General features: G+C 68.7%; 16 protein-coding genes. 2 read left to right on the forward strand and 14 right to left on the reverse strand.

The annotated features are described in order from the left end of the window. Positions 1–16: 16 nt before the first annotated feature. Both JOD67_RS23530 and JOD67_RS23535 read right to left on the reverse strand, forming a co-directional pair. Positions 17–1,687, reverse strand: a complete 1,671-nt coding sequence (locus JOD67_RS23530; protein WP_205119865.1) for a VWA domain-containing protein — start codon at positions 1,685–1,687, stop codon at positions 17–19. 211 nt (positions 1,688–1,898) lie between these two features. Next, entirely contained in the window at positions 1,899–3,266 is a 1,368-nt protein-coding gene (locus JOD67_RS23535) for an MFS transporter (protein WP_205119866.1), read from the reverse strand. A gap of 97 nt (positions 3,267–3,363) precedes the next feature. Here JOD67_RS23535 and JOD67_RS23540 point away from each other — a divergent pair, with 97 nt between their 5' ends. Then, on the forward strand, positions 3,364–3,612 hold the full coding sequence (locus JOD67_RS23540) for a hypothetical protein (protein ID WP_205119867.1): 249 nt from the start codon (positions 3,364–3,366) through the stop codon (positions 3,610–3,612). Next, positions 3,609–3,947: a type II toxin-antitoxin system PemK/MazF family toxin gene (locus tag JOD67_RS23545; RefSeq protein WP_205119868.1), complete on the forward strand. Its 339-nt coding sequence runs from the start codon at positions 3,609–3,611 to the stop codon at positions 3,945–3,947. Before JOD67_RS23540 ends, JOD67_RS23545 begins: the two co-directional genes overlap by 4 nt. A 147-nt stretch (positions 3,948–4,094) precedes the next feature. Here the strand turns inward: JOD67_RS23545 and JOD67_RS23550 are convergent, their stop codons facing one another. From JOD67_RS23550 to JOD67_RS23605, 12 genes are all read right to left on the reverse strand, one after another. Beyond that, positions 4,095–5,063, reverse strand: coding sequence for an ABC transporter ATP-binding protein (locus tag JOD67_RS23550; RefSeq protein ID WP_205119869.1), 969 nt, complete (start codon positions 5,061–5,063; stop codon positions 4,095–4,097). 1 nt (position 5,064) lies between these two features. After that, complete coding sequence (locus JOD67_RS23555) at positions 5,065–5,868, reverse strand: ABC transporter permease (RefSeq protein ID WP_205119870.1); 804 nt, start codon at positions 5,866–5,868, stop codon at positions 5,065–5,067. Next, positions 5,861–6,661 carry an ABC transporter permease gene (locus JOD67_RS23560; protein ID WP_205119871.1) on the reverse strand — a complete coding sequence of 267 codons (801 nt, stop codon included), beginning with the start codon at positions 6,659–6,661 and terminating at the stop codon, positions 5,861–5,863. The genes JOD67_RS23555 and JOD67_RS23560 overlap by 8 nt, the downstream gene beginning before the upstream one ends. A 174-nt stretch (positions 6,662–6,835) precedes the next feature. Continuing rightward, positions 6,836–7,375 (reverse strand): GNAT family N-acetyltransferase, encoded by a 540-nt coding sequence (locus JOD67_RS23565; protein ID WP_205119872.1) that lies wholly within the window; start codon positions 7,373–7,375, stop codon positions 6,836–6,838. 251 nt (positions 7,376–7,626) lie between these two features. Next, positions 7,627–8,454, reverse strand: a complete 828-nt coding sequence (locus JOD67_RS23570) for an amidohydrolase family protein (RefSeq protein WP_205119873.1) — start codon at positions 8,452–8,454, stop codon at positions 7,627–7,629. After that, entirely contained in the window at positions 8,451–9,323 is an 873-nt protein-coding gene (locus JOD67_RS23575) for an IclR family transcriptional regulator (protein WP_205119874.1), read from the reverse strand. The genes JOD67_RS23570 and JOD67_RS23575 overlap by 4 nt, the downstream gene beginning before the upstream one ends. Beyond that, a complete protein-coding gene (locus JOD67_RS23580) occupies positions 9,311–10,780 on the reverse strand; it encodes an N-acyl-D-amino-acid deacylase family protein (protein ID WP_205119875.1) in 1,470 nt (489 codons plus the stop codon). The genes JOD67_RS23575 and JOD67_RS23580 overlap by 13 nt, the downstream gene beginning before the upstream one ends. Next, positions 10,777–11,793, reverse strand: a complete 1,017-nt coding sequence (locus tag JOD67_RS23585; protein WP_205119876.1) for an ABC transporter ATP-binding protein — start codon at positions 11,791–11,793, stop codon at positions 10,777–10,779. The genes JOD67_RS23580 and JOD67_RS23585 overlap by 4 nt, the downstream gene beginning before the upstream one ends. Positions 11,794–11,896: 103 nt before the next feature. Next, positions 11,897–12,916: an ABC transporter ATP-binding protein gene (locus JOD67_RS23590; protein ID WP_205119877.1), complete on the reverse strand. Its 1,020-nt coding sequence runs from the start codon at positions 12,914–12,916 to the stop codon at positions 11,897–11,899. A gap of 4 nt (positions 12,917–12,920) precedes the next feature. After that, positions 12,921–13,817, reverse strand: coding sequence for an oligopeptide ABC transporter permease (opp4C, locus tag JOD67_RS23595; protein WP_205119878.1), 897 nt, complete (start codon positions 13,815–13,817; stop codon positions 12,921–12,923). Next, entirely contained in the window at positions 13,814–14,773 is a 960-nt protein-coding gene (locus tag JOD67_RS23600) for an ABC transporter permease (RefSeq protein ID WP_205119879.1), read from the reverse strand. The genes opp4C and JOD67_RS23600 overlap by 4 nt, the downstream gene beginning before the upstream one ends. A gap of 16 nt (positions 14,774–14,789) precedes the next feature. Then, on the reverse strand, positions 14,790–16,427 hold the full coding sequence (locus tag JOD67_RS23605) for an ABC transporter substrate-binding protein (RefSeq protein ID WP_205119880.1): 1,638 nt from the start codon (positions 16,425–16,427) through the stop codon (positions 14,790–14,792). Between the last annotated feature and the right edge of the window lie 4 nt (positions 16,428–16,431).

Below are 16,431 nucleotides of genomic sequence, written 5' to 3' on the forward strand. Positions count from 1 at the left end.
ACTTCTCACTCCGCCCTCAGCAGCCATTGGCGCACTGCCGCCGAAGTAGGGCGTCGATGATGATGCCTTCCATGAACCGTGGATCCTCGGCCTTGTACGCCCGGCCACCCGTCGTCGCGGCGATGCGTTGGAGCGTGGCGACATCGGTGCCCTTACCGATGCCGACCATGATCAGCTCCACCGGACGGGCCGGGTCGTTCAGGCGCTTCAGCTCGGCCAGCAGCGGCTCGAGCTTGATGTTGCTCCTGTTGTCGTCCTTGCCATCGGTGATTAGGACGACCGCGTTGAACCGGGACCCGTCGAAGTTCGAACGGGCGGTCCGGTAGCCGGCCAGGATGGTGTCGTAGAGCGCGGTGTTCCGGCCCACGCGTCCCGACAGGCCGGCGATCCGGCTTGTCAGCGTGGCCCGGTGGACCGCGCCCAGTGGCTCGATCCCGGTGAGCCCGAGGTGGTCGATCCCCTCCGGCCCGAGGCCTTCGGAGAACGCCCACAGGCCGAGCTCGGCCGTGTCCGGCAGGTACGTCATCGCGGCTCGCAGGGCATCCTCGGCGAGGTCGATCCGCGTCTTCAGCCCGGCCGACTCGTTCATCGAACCGGACACGTCCATGATCGCGAGCATCTTCGGCTCGATCGTCATCGCGGCCCAGCTCCGCAGCACGTCGTCCGCGTCGAAGTCGAGCGGGTTCAGCACCTTGAGGTTGCCGGTCTTCACGTTGGAGTTGGGTGGCGCGAGGTCGCGGTAGTCGCGGAAGCCGGCGTTGTGGATGGTGCTCCGCGAGCGGTCGGCGTCGACGTACCGCAGCAACGTCGCGCCGGCGTTGTTGATCTGGTTCCGCTTGCCTTCCGGACCGAGGATCGCGAGCAGCGGGTACTCCATCAGCACGGTCCCGGCGGTGGGGATCGTCTGCACGATGTCCGCGTCCGGGTGGACCTTGAGGTACGAGAGCACCTGCTGCTCGGTCGTCGGGATCGCCGACTTCAGCCCACTTGGGTCCGAGGAACGGTCGAGCTGGCCGGCGAGGCTCGGGACCCGGTACGGCGTGTTCCGGACGATCGTGCCGCCGAGATTCCGGCGCGCCTTCTCGGGCGTGTCGTCCGGCGCCGACCGGCGGACGCCGAGCAGTGCCGAGAACGCGGTGCCCGAGGTCTCCGGGCTGCTGAGCATCGTCGGTGCCGAGCCCGCGAGCGAGGCCCACGAGTTCTTCTTCGACGCGAGCTGGGCGGCCGTGGCCTGAGTGGAGGCCAACACGAGCGGCGTCGCCGCGACCGAGGGGCTGAGCGAGGTCACGCGGCCTGGCGGGATGCCGGTGCGGTTGATCCACTCGACGGTGTCGGGGATCCAGAGCTCGGGAAGGTCGCGCGGCTCCGGCTGCGCCAGCTTTCCGAACGTCTCCGCCGGGTCCTCCGCGCGCACCTCGAACACCAGACAAGCCCCACCGATCGAGACGTTGTCGTCGGCGATCTCGTCGGCGAACGCGCGCACCGGAGCCACGACCTCGGGTGCGGCGGCGACATCGACCCGGAACGTGCCGGAGCAGACGTCGTCACGTGCCGCGGCAGGGCGGTCGAGAGCGCGGGCGCCAATGAAGGCGATGAGAACAACCGCTACCGTTCCGCCCGCGGCCGCGAGAAGGCGGCTCGGTCGGATCGTTCTGCGGCGGGCGGCGCCTGAATGGCGTCCGGGCATCGTGACGTTCCTCCCCACTGACCCGATTGCTGCCCCCGCAACGCTGGGGAGCGTATCCAAAATGACGCTCAGTGGCCATCTTCAGCGGAAGGTGCCGTGGCGACTACAAACGGTGACGAATAGGCCCGGGAACTGGGCGGAGAACACCGCGTGACGACCGGGCGAACGCGAGTGGACCGGTCCGGCCAGTGGCGCGCGTCGCCCAGCGTACTCACTCCGGCTGGCGAGCCCGGCGCAGCAGAATCGCCATGGTGAGCAGGAGAACCGCCAGAACGGTCATCACCCAGCCCACGTGATGCAGCCCGCGATCGCTGAGATCTTGCTCGAACACGATGCCCAACACGCTGGTCGACATGATCGCGCCGAGATAGCGGAACGTTTGGAACAAACCGCCCGACGACCCAGTCCGGTTCGGCGGACTCGCCTCGTACAAAGCGGTCTGCAGACCGAAGTTGTTGAACCCGTTGGGGATGCCGAGCAGCAGCGCGATGCCGACGAGCAGGACGATCGGCGTACTGCTGTCGATGAACTGGACCAGCAGCGTGGCGGCGAGCACGACCGCGGTGCCGAAGACCAGCGCGGTGCGCGAGCTGCGGCTCCGGACGACGCGGGCCGCCAACGGCACGGTAAGTACGCCCATCGCGGCGATCGGGAGCACGAGCAGGCCGACCTGGTTCGCGCCGAAGCCGCGCACGGACTCCAGCCACATCGGCAGGCCGAAGAACACGCAGTAGAAGATCAGGTTCGTCAGGCCCTGCTGGAGCAGGACCGAGGTCAGCGCCGGGTTGGCGGCGAGTCCGCGGACGTCGAGGAACGGCTCGTCGACCGACCGTTCGCGTAGCACCAGCAGCACCGCCAGCACGGCGAACGCGATCAGCAGCCACCAGCGCGGCTGGTCGTCGAGGTAGAGCAGGAAGACCAGCAGGCTGCCGAGGCCGCAGGTGAACAGCGCGATGCCGGGGAAGTCGACGGTGATCTTCGCGGCGGGCCGGGCGTACTGCTGCTCCTTCGGCAGGAACCGCAGGCCGAGGATCACGCCGGTGATCGTGAGCGGGATGTTCACGAGGAAGACGGCCTGCCAGCCGGCGAACGCGACCAGGAAGCCGCCGATGACCGGTCCGAGCGCCGCGCTGGTCGACGCGGCCACGGTGAGCGCGGCCATCGCGCTCGCCGGCGGCCTGGTCGCGTCCGGCCCGTCGGCCTGGCGGAGCAGGACGAGCGCGGAGGGGAACGCGGCCGACGTACCGATCGCCTGGATGACCCGGATCCCGACCAGCCACCAGAACCCGGGGACGAACGGCGCCAGGATCGAGGCGATCGCGACCAGCACGAGCCCACCGACGAACAGCCGCCGCGCGCCGAACAGGTCCGCGAACCGTCCCATCAGGGGCTGCCCGACCGCCGCGGCCAGGTAGAAGCCGGAGACCAGCCAGCTCGCGGTCGCGACGCCGACCTCGAAGTGCCGCTCGAGGCTGATGAGGGCGACGGCGATCATGGAGGAGTTGAGCGGGTTGAGCACAGTGCCGAACGCGAGCGACACGATCAACGTCGTCGGAACGCCGAACCGGTAGCGAGGCACGTGATCATCCTTGCGCTGACCACGGGCTGAGACACATGGGGTCTCCGCCGATACGCAGGTGTTAACAGACGTGTTGACGGCGAGGTAGACTGTCGTTGTGCTGCGCGTGAGTGACGAGACCCGAGAGGAAGTCCTGCGGATCGCCCGCGAGGACTACGGCGGCGTGTCCGCCGACGAGACGATCCGGCGGCTCATCGACGAGCACTGGGAATCGATGGCCGTGGCGGCGGTCCGGGAGTTCCGCGAGGACGACCCGCGAGGCTGGGCCGACTACCTCGCCGAGGCCGATCAGCTCGCCGGCGCGGACGCCGCGATCGCCGACGGCTGGTCGGGCAAGCGCGAGTGAAGCCGCCCGTCGAGCCGGGTCAGGTGTGGTTCGTCGACCTCGAGCCCATCCGCGGCCACGAACAGGGCAAGGACCGCCCGGCGCTGGTCGTGTCCTCGCGGTTCCATCTCGCGCTCACCAACGCCGAGCTGGTCACGATCCTCCCGTTGACGACGGTCGAACGCCCGCGCTGGCTGCACCGGGTGCACGTCGCGTCGGCCGCGAGCTGGGTGATCACCGAGCAGGTGCGTACGGTCTCGGTGAACCGCTTCCGCCGGTACGCGCCGGAGATCGACCTCTCCGAGGAAGAACGGGCAACAGTGCGCCGCATCCTGTCGAGGATGATCGACGTCTAGCCGGGCCAATGATCATGTTTACATGATCATTTGCCGCTCTACCTGGGATACACCCCGCGTAGAGCACCCACTCGCCAGGTAAAGCGGCATCGGTGCCCATCCGCCAACACGCCCGACCTACCCCACGGGTCCTCGTGGCATCGCGCCTCAAGGTGTTGGCCGGGTGATCCCCTCGGCGTAGATCCGCCCGATCACCGCCTCGATTGCCGGCTCCTGGATCGACAGGTCCACCAAGGGGTACCGCTCGGCCACCGCGGCGACGAGTGGCGCGGCGCTCTGGGCGGCGGGGAACGCGAGCCACTGCCGCGGGCCGTCGACCTTCACCACGCGCGCGCCCTCGATCGAGACCGGGCCCTGGGGTTCGGCGAGGTCGACGACCAACGTCCGTTCGCTCTCACCGAGCTCGTGCAGCCCCTCCAGCCCACCGTCGTACACGAGCTGCCCGTGGTCGATCACCATCACCCGCTTGCAGAGGTGCTCGATGTCGGTCAGGTCATGGGTGGTCAGCAGCACGGTGGTGCCGGACGTGGTGTTCAGCTCGCGCAGGAAGTCGCGTACGCGCGCCTTGCTGACGATGTCGAGCCCGATCGTGGGCTCGTCGAGGTAGAGCACCTCGGGGTCGTGCAGCAACGCGGCCGCGATGTCGCCGCGCATGCGTTGTCCCAACGACAGTTGACGAACGGGTACGTCGAGCAGGTCGCCGAGCTCGAGCAGCTCGACCATCCGCTCGAGGTTCTCCGCGTACCGCTGGTCCGGGATCTTGTAGATGCGCCGAAGCAGTCCGTACGAGTCGCGCAGCGGCAGGTCCCACCACAGCGTGGTCCGCTGACCGAAGACGACACCGATGCGTCGGGCCAGCGCGATCCGGTCCCGCGAGGGCTCGATCCCGGCGACCCGGAGCGAACCGGAGGAGGGAACGAGGATGCCGGTGAGCATCTTGATCGTGGTCGACTTGCCGGCGCCGTTCGGCCCGATGTAGCCGACCATCTCGCCGCGTTCGACCGCGAACGAGAGCCCGGCGACCGCGTGCACCTCTGACCTCGTGCGCCGGAGCCGGCCGGATTTTCGCCGTACGACGAAGGTCTTGGCGACGTCTTGCAGCTCGATGAGGGGCATGTCAGCTCCCGGTGCTTCGGTAGTTGCGAACGCCGGTCCGCCAGGCGAGCGCGGCGACAGCGGAGAGCAGGAGGGCGGCGACCGGCGACGCGAACTGGAACGCCGTCGGCAGGCCGAGCGGGTCGGGGTGGCTGAGGATGTAGAGCGCCGGCATCCAGTTGACGAAGCCGAGCGGGATCACGAACAGCGCGAGCAGGACGACCTCGCGGGCGAAGAGCGTCGGTGGGTACTGGGTGAGGAAGTTTCCCCCGTACGTGAAGGCGTTCGCGACCTCGGCAGCGTCGGTCGCCGCGAACTGGAACGCGCCGCCGAGTACGAAGATCGCGCTGAAGATCACCGTTCCGCAGACCACCATGACGATCGTCAGCAGGACGCGGTCCCAGGTCCAGTGCACGTCGAGCGCGGCGATCGACCAGGCGAAGATGACGCTTGCCTGGATCACGCGGCCGAGCCGGTGGATGCCGAAGTTGTCGGCGGCCGACTGGATGAACACGGGCACGGGCCGGATCATCATCGCGTCGAACTCGCCGGTGCGGATCTTCCGCCCGATCCGTTCGCTGTTGCCGACCAGCAGGTCCGCGAGCCCCATCGCGACGCCGGACGCGCCGTACAGGAAGGCGACCTCCGCGAGATCGAAGCCGCCGAGCTGTGGCGTGTGGCTGAACATGATGAAGATGACGACGAAGTCCAGCCCCGTGATGACGAACTGGCTCCCGACCAAGAGCAGGAACGAGCCGCGGTAGATCAGCGCGGAGCGGATCCAGAGGATCGACATCCACCAGAACGCGCGAAGTCCGTCAACCACCTTGGACCACCACCTTCGACGTGGCGACCGCAGTGATGGCCCGTCCGACGAGAAGGAGGACGAGTGCCCAGGCTGCCTGGAATCCGAACGCCTCCAGCACCTCGACGCCCTGATGCTTGCCGAGCAGGATGTCGACGGGTATCTGCAGGACGCTGGCCCAGGGCAGCAGCAGGGCCGTCCGGGCCAGCACGTCGGGGAAGAGCGTGAGGGGGAGGAGCATGCCGGACATGAACATCCCGACGAGCCCCGCCGCGGTCTGGATCCCGCGGAGGTCGAGGAGCCAGAACGTGAACAGCGTGACGATGTAGCGGATCGCGAAGCTCACCATGAGGCCGAGGACGACCGCGACGAGGAACGCGAGCCAGGTGAGGGGGTTCACCGGAAGCGCGAGGGGGAAGATCAGCGCACCCACGATGGTGGGTGGGATTCCCCTTGCCAGGAACTGGAATCCGGCTCGCCCGAGATCGGCGGCGAACCACCAGGTCTGCATGTCGACCGGGCGGTAGAGGTCGATGGCGACGTCTCCGGTGCGGATGCGCTCGGCGAGCTCGTCGCCGAATCCGCCGCCGAACAGCGCCATCGGCGCGAGCAGTGACTGGCCGATGAAGACGTACGTGAGGGCCTCGGCGGTGTCGTACCCGCCGAGCCCGGGTCTGGCCTCCCACAGCGCGATGTAGGTGTAGGCCATGATGAATCCGAAGATCGTGTTGGTGAATGCTCCGGCGGCTGTTGCCGCGCGGTAGGTCGAGTACCGGCGAAAACCTCGCCAGGCGACCGCCGCGTAGAGCCGCATGGGTATCGCCTCCTTTCCTTTGGTCGGGTGATCGCGCGCACGCCGAAGTTCCCCCATGCCAACGGGCAGGGGGGTTCAGGGTGGTGCGGGCGTCACTATGCCCCGGAGAAGGGTGAGCCGGGGATTTGTCGGGCCGGCCAGGATACGGGAACGAACGGGGGAGCGCGACCCGAATTAACGCGGCGGTGCCATGCGGGCGTCGGGCCAGACGACGCGGAGGCCGTACGGGTCGCCGTTCAGCCTGTCCTTGGGCTGGCTGTTGACCGCCTCGCGGCCGGCGAGCTGGCCGCCTTGGGCCTGGTAGAACGCCTGGGCTCGGGTGTTCTGCTCGAGCACCCACAGGTAGAAGGTGGGCCTCGCGGCTCGGGCGACGACGCCCTCGGCAGCGCGGACGATCAGCGCGCGCCCGATGCCGGACCGCTGCCGGTCGTGCGCGACGTGCAGGTTGTCGAGGAGGCTGCCGTACACCGGGTCGTGGTCGAGCATGACGTGCACGAACCCGGCGAACCCTCGCGCGTCCTCGGCCACGACCGTGACGGTCCCGCTGGGCTCGCCGAGCCGCCCGGCCCAGACGCTACGGCGTTCGGTCTCGAGGTCGCCGTCGAGGTACGAGTCGGCGAACGCTCCGCGATAGAACCGCCGCCAACTGTCCGCGTGCAGCAGCGCCACCGCCTCGGCATCGGCCGGCGTAGCGGGGCGGAACGTGACACTCATCGGGCACCTCTTCTGCGAATGAGCGGCCGGTGCTGGCTGGCAACCGACTTGTTGGACAGATCTCGGGATAGAGACCGAGATCTGTCCAACAACTCACGGCAGCGCACAGGTGGCTGGTGGTGGTGGGGTGGCGGGGCGGAACGTGACGCTCATCGACGCCTACTCGCCTTCCGTGGCTTGCCCCGTTTGAATGAAGGGCACCTTCATTCAATAGGTTGGAATGAAGGTGCCCTTCATTCAACTCGTGGCGGTCAGGCGAGGCCGAGGACCGCGCGGGGGTCGGAGTCCAGCAGGTGCTCGATGGTCGACGGCTCGATCCACGGCAGTCCCGCCGGCTTCATGTCACCCAGCCCACGCAGGCCCGCGACCGCCTCGGCCGGCGTCCACACCGGATAATCCGAGCCGAACAGCAGCTTGTCGACCACGCCCCACTCCTGCGCCCGCACCAACGCGTGGAACCCGTCCTGCGGCCGCGCCCAGTTCGCCGACACGTCGGAGAACACCCGCCGGTTCTTCCGCAGCACCACGATCGTCTCGCGCTGCCACGGATGCCCCATGTGCGCGATGATCTGCACCAGGTCCGGGAACCGCCGCGCCACCTCGTCCACGACCAGCGGCTGGCTCACCGACAGGTCACCGACCGGGCTCGGCGTCGCGCCCATGTGCCACAGCAACACCAGCCCAGCATCGAGAGCCGCCTGGTAGAACGGGTCGAAGCGCGCGTCCCGCGGGTCGAACAGAGCCAACACCGGGTACAGCTTGATCCCACGCAGCCCCCGCGCGACACCGTCGGCCAGTTGCTCCAACACGTCCGGGTCCGTCGGGTCCAACGACATGAAGCCGATCGTCTCGGTACGCGTGGACGCGCAGAACTTCTCCACGAAGTCGTTCGGCGTCCCCACCCCCGCGGCCGTCGCGCGCAGCCCGAAGACGAACGCCGCCTTCACCCCGACCATCGCCGCGTCGTACGCCTCGGGCGTCACGTCCACCCACGGGTCGCCGTACACCGGTTGCCAGTGGTCGTGGTACTCACACCCCCAGTGCTCCGCGGTCAGACAGTGCGTATGAACATCGATCACGACTTGCCACCCTGTTCAGCCGGCAACAACGACTTGTACGTAATGCTCAACACCGCAACGAGATCCGCGTCCGCCGCCATGGCCGACGCCGCCTCGCGCAGCGACTCCAGATACCCCGCGTGCCGATCGTTCACGAACTCCGCCGCCGGACCCGCCACGCTCAGCGCAGCCACGCCGACGTCCGCGATCGGCACCGGCACCGCGAGGCAGCGCAGCCCGATGCTCCACTCGTTGTCGTCGAACGCGTAGCCACGACGCTGGATCTTCCGCAGCTCCTTGCTCAGCTGCTCCACCGTGGTGACCGTCGCCTCCGTCCGCGGCGGGAACGGCTCCTCCGGCACGTGCAGCTCGATCCGGTCCGCCGCGACGTTCGCCAGCAGCACCTTGCCCAGACCCGTGCAGTACGCCGACGCGCGCGACCCGGCCATCGCGGTGAAGCGGATCGGCCGGTCGGGCTCGTGCACGCACAGGTGCAGCACCTGGTCGCCATCGAGGATTCCGAGGTTCGCGGTGTGCCCGGTCTTGGCCGACAGCTCGGCGAGGTACGCCCCCGCTGTCTCCGACACGTCGAGGCTCGCGACGTACGCAGTCGACAGCGTCAGCACCTTGTGCGCGAGCCGGAACGCCGGACGCTCGTCGACACGCACGATGAACTCCGCCTCGGTGAGCACCGCCAGCAGCCGGACGAGCGTGCTCTTCGGCATCTTCGTTCGCCGGTGGAACTCGGTGAGCGTCATCGGCTGCGGCCCGTTCGCCAACAGCTCGAGCAGCGCGAGGCCGCGCGCCAGCGCGTGCGCGTGATAGTTGGCCGATGCCGGCTTCTCGTCGTCGACCACCGCGGTTGGCCCGGTCCTGACTACTCGTGCCACGACTGTCTCCGATCCTGTTTGAGCCTCAGCACCACACCGGCCGGCGTCGACGCGTGATCCTCGTTGTGTACCACAACCGACCCGTTGACGATCACGAGTTCCACGCCCTCGGGATAGGCATGCGGGGTGACGTACGTCGAACGATCGGCGAGCCGCTCGAGGTCCAGCACGACCAGGTCCGCCGCGTACCCCTCCGCGACGGCCCCGCGGTCGGTCAGCCCGATCCGCCGCGCGGGCAGCGACGTGCACTTCGCGATCGCCTGCTCCAGCGTCGACCGGCCGGCGCCGACGTAGTCGGTCAGCAGCCGCGGATAGCAGCCGTACGAACGCGGATGCGTCAGCCCCTCGCCGGTCGGACCAGCGGCGTCGAGCGCGAACCCGTCCGACCCGACCACCGCAGCCGGATGGGTGAGCACCGCGAGCAGGTCGTCCGCGCTGCGGCCGCCGGCGATCATCGTCGCGGTCGGGTGCGCGGCGACCAACGTACGTACGACGTCCGCGCCGTCCCCGTCGAGGTCGGCGATCGTCCGGCCCACGAGCTCGTCCGGCACACCGGTCGCGAGCGTGATGTCGCTCCACTCCAGCGGATGGTCGTCGAGGTCGGGGAGCAGCTGGGCGAGCACGGTGCTGCCGGCGAGGTACGGGTAGATGTCGACGCCGACGTCGATGCCGCGATTCAGCGCCTCGTCGACGCGGTCGAGCGCGAGCTTGACCTTGCCCCAGTTGCGGCGGCCGACACCGACGAGATGGGAGATCTGCGTACGGCAGCCCGTGCGTTCCGCGACGCGGACCGCCTGCTCGACCGACGGGAGCAGCTCGTCGGCGTAGTCCCGGAGGTGCCAGGCGAACAGCCTGTCCGCCGCAGCGACGGTCTCGCCGATCGCGACGAGCTCGTCCTCGCCGACGTCGTGGAGCGGCGCGTACGCCAGACCGGTCGACGCACCGGCGGCACCCGCGGCCAACGCGTCGGCGAGCAGCCCGCGGAGTCGCACGAGGTCGCCACCACTGGCCAGGCGAAGAGGGATGTGGGCGACGAGCGCTGCGACGTTCACCGCCGGACCCGCCGCCGACAGCGCCGCGACGTACCCGACGAAGTCCGTCCAGTCCCACGCCACCGCGGGATCGCGGTCGAGGAAGCTGACAGCGCCTCGCAGTTCGCCGACGGAACCACCGAACGGGAACGTGCCGAGCCCGCAGTTGCCCACGACCTCGGTCGTCACCCCCTGCCGGACCTTGCTCGGCGCGGACGGGTTGCTCAGCAACGTGACGTCGGAGTGGCTGTGCAGGTCGACGAACCCGGGTGCGACGACCCGCCCGGACACGTCGATCGTTCGCGTCGCAGGGCCGACCGAGCCGACCGCCGACACGTGGCCGCCGCTGATCGCGACGTCCGCCAAGCGCGCGGGTGCACCCGTCCCGTCGACCAGCAACCCACCGCTCAACACCAGATCCGTCACGACGGAGCCCTCCCGGAGGAGGTGGCGAGGATGTCGATCCGCTCCGGGTAGTGGCAGGCGCTCGGGTGCCCCTCGCCGAGCCGGTCGATCAGCGCCGGCTCCTGCCCGGCGCACAGCTGGTCGGCCTTGGGGCAGCGGGTACGGAACCGGCAGCCCGACGGCGGATTCGCCGGGTTGGGCACGTCGCCCTTCAGCAGCACGCGTTCGCGTTCGTCCCGCCCGACGGGATCCGGAACGGGCACCGCCGACAGCAACGCCTGGGTGTACGGATGGGTGGGCCGCTCGAAGATGTCCTGGCGCGTCCCGATCTCCACGATCTTGCCGAGGTACATCACCGCGACGTCGTCACAGATGTGCCGCACGACCGACAGGTCGTGGGAGATGAACAGGTACGCCAGATCGAGCCGTTTCTGCAACTGAGCAAGCTGATTCACGACCTGGGCCTGGATCGAGACGTCCAACGCGGACACCGGCTCGTCGAGCACCAGCACCTTCGGATCGAGCGCCAAAGCCCGCGCGATGCCGATGCGCTGCCGCTGCCCGCCGGAGAACTCGTGCGCGTACCGGTTGGCGTGCTCGGGGGAGAGGCCGACGAGCTCGAGCAGCTCACCGACCCGCCGCTTGCCGCCGTCCTTGTACCGCCCGTGGATCCGCAGCGGCTCCGCGACGATCTCGTGCACGGTGAGGCGCGGGCTGAGCGAGGAGTACGGGTCCTGGAAGACGATCTGGATCTCGCTGCGCAGCCGCCGGATCGCCGCCGGATCCATGGACGCGAGGTCCGTGCCCTGGTAGACGATCCGGCCCGACGTCGGCGGGAGCAGCCGGACGAGCATCCGCCCGGTCGTCGACTTGCCGCAGCCCGACTCGCCGACGAGGCCCAGCGTTCGCCCACGTTGCAAGGCGAAACTCACGTCGTCGACCGCCTGCACCGCGCCGGTCTGCCGTCGCAACAGTCCCTTGCGGATGGGGAAGTGCTTGACCAGGTTGTGCGCCTCGAGGATCGGATCGCTCATGCCGACACCTCGCTCCCCACCGGCAAGACCCGGTGATCATGTACGTGATCATGAAGGGAAACCGGTGCATACGGCCAGTAAGGCTTCATGATCACGTACATGATCACGCGGTCACCTCCTGGTGCGAGGGCTCAGGGGCGAGCTCGGCGTGGAAGTGGCAGGCGCTGAGCTGACCCGTCGCGGCGACGGCGAGCTCCGGACGTTCCGTACGACAGCGTTCCCGCCCCCGGCTGATCGCGCAGCGCGGATGGAACGCGCACCCGGACGGCACGTCGATGAGGCTCGGCGGGCTGCCCGCGATCGGCCGCAGCTCGTCGGTGTCCTGGTCGAGCCGGGGGAGGCTGTCGAGCAGGCCGCGGGTGTACGGGTGGCGCGGGTTGGCGAAGATGCTGCGGACGTCGCCGGTCTCGACGATGCGGCCCGCGTACATCACCACGATCCGGTCCGCGAGCTCGGCGATCACGCCGAGGTCGTGGGTGATGAGGATCGTCGCGGCCCCGGTCTCCCGCGCGGCCTTGCGGAGCAGCGCCAACACCTGGGCCTGGATCGTCACGTCGAGCGCGGTCGTCGGCTCGTCGGCGATGAGCAGCGCGGGGTCGTTCGCGATCGCCATCGCGATCATCGCGCGCTGCCGCATGCCGCCGGAGTACTCGTGCGGATACTGCCGGAACCTCGCCGGCGGATCGGGTACGCCGACCAGCGCGAGCAGCCCGATCGCCCGCTCCCGCGCGCCGCCCGGGCTGAGGTTGCCGTTGTGCAGGTGCAGCGCCTCGGTGATCTGCTGCCCGACGGTGATGACCGGGTTGAGCGCGGTCATCGGGTCCTGGAACACCATCGCGATGTCGCCGCCGCGGACGCGCCGCAGCTCCTTGGTCTTCATCCGCAACAGGTCCTTGCCGCGGAAGCCGATCGTGCCGCCGGTGATCTTGCCGGGCGGCTGCCGGATCAGTCCGAGGATGCTCATCGCGGTGACGCTCTTGCCCGAGCCGGACTCGCCGACGACGCCGAGCACCTCGCCGGGGAACACGTCGAAGCTGACGCTGTCGACAGCCCGGACCACACCGTCGTCGGTGTTGAACTCGACGCGAAGATCGCGAATCTCCAACAGGGGTTGCTCGTTCATCGCCTCACCCCTGCCTCGGGTCGACGGCGTCCCGCAGGCCGTCGCCGACGAAGTTGACCGACAGTACGGTGAGCGCGATCGCGATGCCCGGCGGCAGCCACAGCCACGGCATCGTCTGGACGAGCGTGAGGTTCTGCGCGTCGATCAGCATGTTGCCCCAGCTCGCCTGCGGTGGCTGCACCCCGAGGCCGAGGAACGACAGCGCGGCCTCGACGAGGATCGTTCCGGCGACGGTCAACGTACCGACGACCGTCACCGGCGCGAGAACGGCAGGCAGGATGTGCCGCCGGATCAGCCACCAGTTGCTCGCGCCTACCGCGTTCGCGGCCAGGATGAACTCGTGCTCGCGGAGCGACAACGTCGCGCCACGGACGACGCGACCGGTGACCGGCCAGCCGAACACCCCGATCGCGACGATCAGCGTGACGAGGCTCGGCCCGAGGATGCCCGCCACCACGAGGATCACGACCAGCGACGGCAGCGACATCATGATGTCCGCGAACCGCATGATGACCGCGTCGACCCAGCCGCCGAGCAGCCCGGCGACGGCACCGAGCAGCGTGCCGAGCACGATCGCGATCAGTGACGCGGACAGCCCGATGCCGAGCGACACCCGGCCCGCGAAGATCGCGCGGGTGAAGACGTCCCGGCCGGAGGAGTCCGTGCCGAACAGGTGCTCAGCCGACGGTGCCTGCCGGAACGCGCGCAGGTCGACGGCGTTCGGGTCGTACGAGGAGACCAACGGCGCGAAGATCGCCAACGCGACGACGACGATCAGCACGACCGCGCCGCCGACGGCGATCTTGTTGCGGAAGAACCGCCGGACTGCCATGCCGCCGGGGGTCCGGCTGCGGATCCCGCGCGGCACCGCCGACGCGGCGGTCAGGTCGGCGCCGGTCATCCGAGCCGCACCCGGGGATCGACGACCGCGTACAGCAGGTCGGCCGCGAGGTTGCTCGCGATCACGAGCACCGAGATGAGCAACGCGAACCCGGTGATCACGGGGTAGTCCTGCGCGTTCGTCGCGGCGACCGCGAGCTGTCCCATGCCTGGCCAGGAGAACACCGTCTCGACGACCACCGCACCTCCCAGCAGGTTGGGGATCGAGAGCGCCGCCACGGTGACGAGCGGGATCAACGCGTTCCGCAGCGCGTGCCGTACGACCGCGCGCAACCTGCTCGCTCCCTTCGCCATCGCGGTGCGGACGTAGTCGGCGTACAGCTCGCTGAGCAGTCCGCTGCGGACGTACCGGACGTACGGTCCCGCGCCGGCGAGCCCGAGCAGCACGGCCGGCATAGCCAGGTGGCGCAGGATGTCGAGCCCGCTGCCGTCGTCGGGCGACGACATGCCCGACGACGGGAGCACCTGCAGCTTCAGCGAGAACACGTAGATCGCGCCGATGCCGAGGAAGAACGTCGGGATCGAGATCGCGCCGAGGCTGAACGCGGCGGTCACGTAGTCGACCGCCGAGTTGCGCCGCAGCGCCGCGAGGATGCCTAACGGGAACGCGAGCAGCCAGGAGATCAGCAGCGCCGTGCCCATCAGCAGCACGGTCGGCCCGACCCGCTCGAGCAGCATGCCGGTGACCGACCGGTTGTACTGGAACGACATCCCGAAGTCGCCGGTCACCGCGTCGCCCAGCCACCGCCCGAACTGGACCACCAACGGTTGGTCCAGTCCGAGCTCGTGGCGTTTCAGCTCGAGGAACTCCGGTCCGGCGGAGCCGCGTACCTCGGGCGGGACGAGCACGTCGATCGGGTCGCCGGGAACCGCGCGGACCAGGATGAACAGTCCGACGCAGATCACGAACAGCACGCCGATGTTGGTGATCAGCCGCCTGATGAGGTACGCGCCCATGTGCCGTTTCTACTGTCTACTTGGCTGCGTCGTCGATGGTCCACTCCGCGGCGTTCCAGAAGATGCCGGTGAAGTCACCGGTCGCCTTCACGCCCTTGAGCCGGCTGCTCGTCGCCCAGATCGCGTCCGGGCTGAACAGCCACAGGTAGGAGACCTCGTCGTTCTCGATCTTCGCCGCCTGCTGGTACAGCTTCATTCGCTCGTCGCGATCGAGCGTGCCGTTCGCCTGCTCCATCAACGTGTCGATCTGCTCGTTGCAGTAGCGGGGCAGGTTGCCACCGTTCGGCACCCAGGTCTTGCAGCTGATCACGACCCGGTCGTTGTACGGCTCGACGATGTAGTTGCCACCACCGAACAGGGTCGCGTCCTGCGGAGGCGGCGGGGGGAGCGTCTGGGTCTGGTTCAGCTTGACCTTCATGCCGACCGCGTTGAGCTGGCTCTCCACGATCGTCGCCGCGGCGTCGCGGTCGCGCTGGCCGGGGATCCAGTTGATCGTCACGACCTCCTTGGGATCCCACCCCGCTTCCTTCAGCAGCGACTTCGCCTTCTCCGGGTCGTACTCGTACTGGTTGATGTCGGCCGGCACGGCGTCACCCATGAACACGCCGTTCTGCACGGTGCCCTTGCCGCCGAGGATCGTCTCGACCATCGACTTGCGGTCGATCGCGTAGACCATCGCCTGCCGGACCCGCTTGTCCTTGAACCGCGGCTGCTGCAGGTCGAACGCGATCCGGATGAAGCCCGGCCCGGGACCGGACGAGACCGTGATGCCTTCCATCTGCTCGACGCGCTGGAGGTCGGTGGGGGAGACCTGCACGAGGTCCATCTCACCGTTCTGCAGCGAGGCGGTGGCCGCGTCGGAGGTGACCGGCCGCAGGTACATCCGGTCGACGGCGACCTTCGTCCGGTACTTCGGGTTGGCCTTCACCTCGACGTACTGGTCGGTCTTGTACGTGACGAACGAGAACGGTCCGGTGCCGACGGTCGGGTTGGTCCAGAACGCGTTCTTGTCGAAGCCGGCGACCGGCACGTCCTTCAGCGGCGCCTCGGGGAAGATCAGGTAGACCCCGATCTGCGCGACCAGGCCGACGTTGGGCTTGGTCGACTTGACCACGAACGTGTTGTCGTCCGGCGTCTGGAAGCCGGTCACGGTCTGTGCCTTGCCGCTCTGGAAGTCGTCGATGCCCTCGACGCCGGCGAAGTTCAGCGCGTACCCGCTGCCGGACTTCGCGTCGGCGAACTTGTGGAAGGAGAAGCTCACATCCTTGGAGGTGAACGGCGTACCGTCACTCCACACCACGCCCTGGCGCAGGTTGAACGTGATCGTCTTGCCATCGGGGGAGATCTCCCACTTCTCGGCGAGCTTCGGGATCAGCTCGTACTTCTCGTTCGTCCCGAGCAGCGGCTCGAAGATCGTCGTCATCACGAGTTGGTTCGCACCGGCGGCCGGAGCAGCGGGGTAGAACGTGGTCGGCTTCTGGTAGAGGTAGACGTTCACTGTCTTCGGGCCAGCGGCCGCGCTGGGGTTGCCGCTCTTCTCGCCACCGGGATCGGTGCCGCCGGCGGTCGGGTCGGTGCAGGCCGCGGCTACGGTGGCGACCAGCGCGAGTCCGGCCGCTGCCGCCGCTGCCCTGCGGAGGAGGGTCCTTTTCATCTCT

Origin of the sequence: Tenggerimyces flavus (genome assembly GCF_016907715.1) — a bacterium.
Classification (GTDB): domain Bacteria; phylum Actinomycetota; class Actinomycetes; order Propionibacteriales; family Actinopolymorphaceae; genus Tenggerimyces; species Tenggerimyces flavus.

What these genes read in the sequence shown, in the direction of transcription:
- JOD67_RS23600 (WP_205119879.1), bottom strand. Translation starts at nt 14,773, where the DNA reads ATGGGCGCGTACCTCATCAGGCGGCTGATCACCAACATCGGCGTGCTG.
- JOD67_RS23550 (WP_205119869.1), bottom strand. Translation starts at nt 5,063, where the DNA reads ATGCCCCTCATCGAGCTGCAAGACGTCGCCAAGACCTTCGTCGTACGG.
- JOD67_RS23605 (WP_205119880.1), bottom strand. Translation starts at nt 16,427, where the DNA reads ATGAAAAGGACCCTCCTCCGCAGGGCAGCGGCGGCAGCGGCCGGACTC.
- JOD67_RS23530 (WP_205119865.1), bottom strand. Translation starts at nt 1,687, where the DNA reads ATGCCCGGACGCCATTCAGGCGCCGCCCGCCGCAGAACGATCCGACCG.
- opp4C (WP_205119878.1), bottom strand. Translation starts at nt 13,817, where the DNA reads ATGACCGGCGCCGACCTGACCGCCGCGTCGGCGGTGCCGCGCGGGATC.
- JOD67_RS23590 (WP_205119877.1), bottom strand. Translation starts at nt 12,916, where the DNA reads ATGAACGAGCAACCCCTGTTGGAGATTCGCGATCTTCGCGTCGAGTTC.
- JOD67_RS23585 (WP_205119876.1), bottom strand. Translation starts at nt 11,793, where the DNA reads ATGAGCGATCCGATCCTCGAGGCGCACAACCTGGTCAAGCACTTCCCC.
- JOD67_RS23560 (WP_205119871.1), bottom strand. Translation starts at nt 6,661, where the DNA reads ATGCGGCTCTACGCGGCGGTCGCCTGGCGAGGTTTTCGCCGGTACTCG.
- JOD67_RS23565 (WP_205119872.1), bottom strand. Translation starts at nt 7,375, where the DNA reads ATGAGTGTCACGTTCCGCCCCGCTACGCCGGCCGATGCCGAGGCGGTG.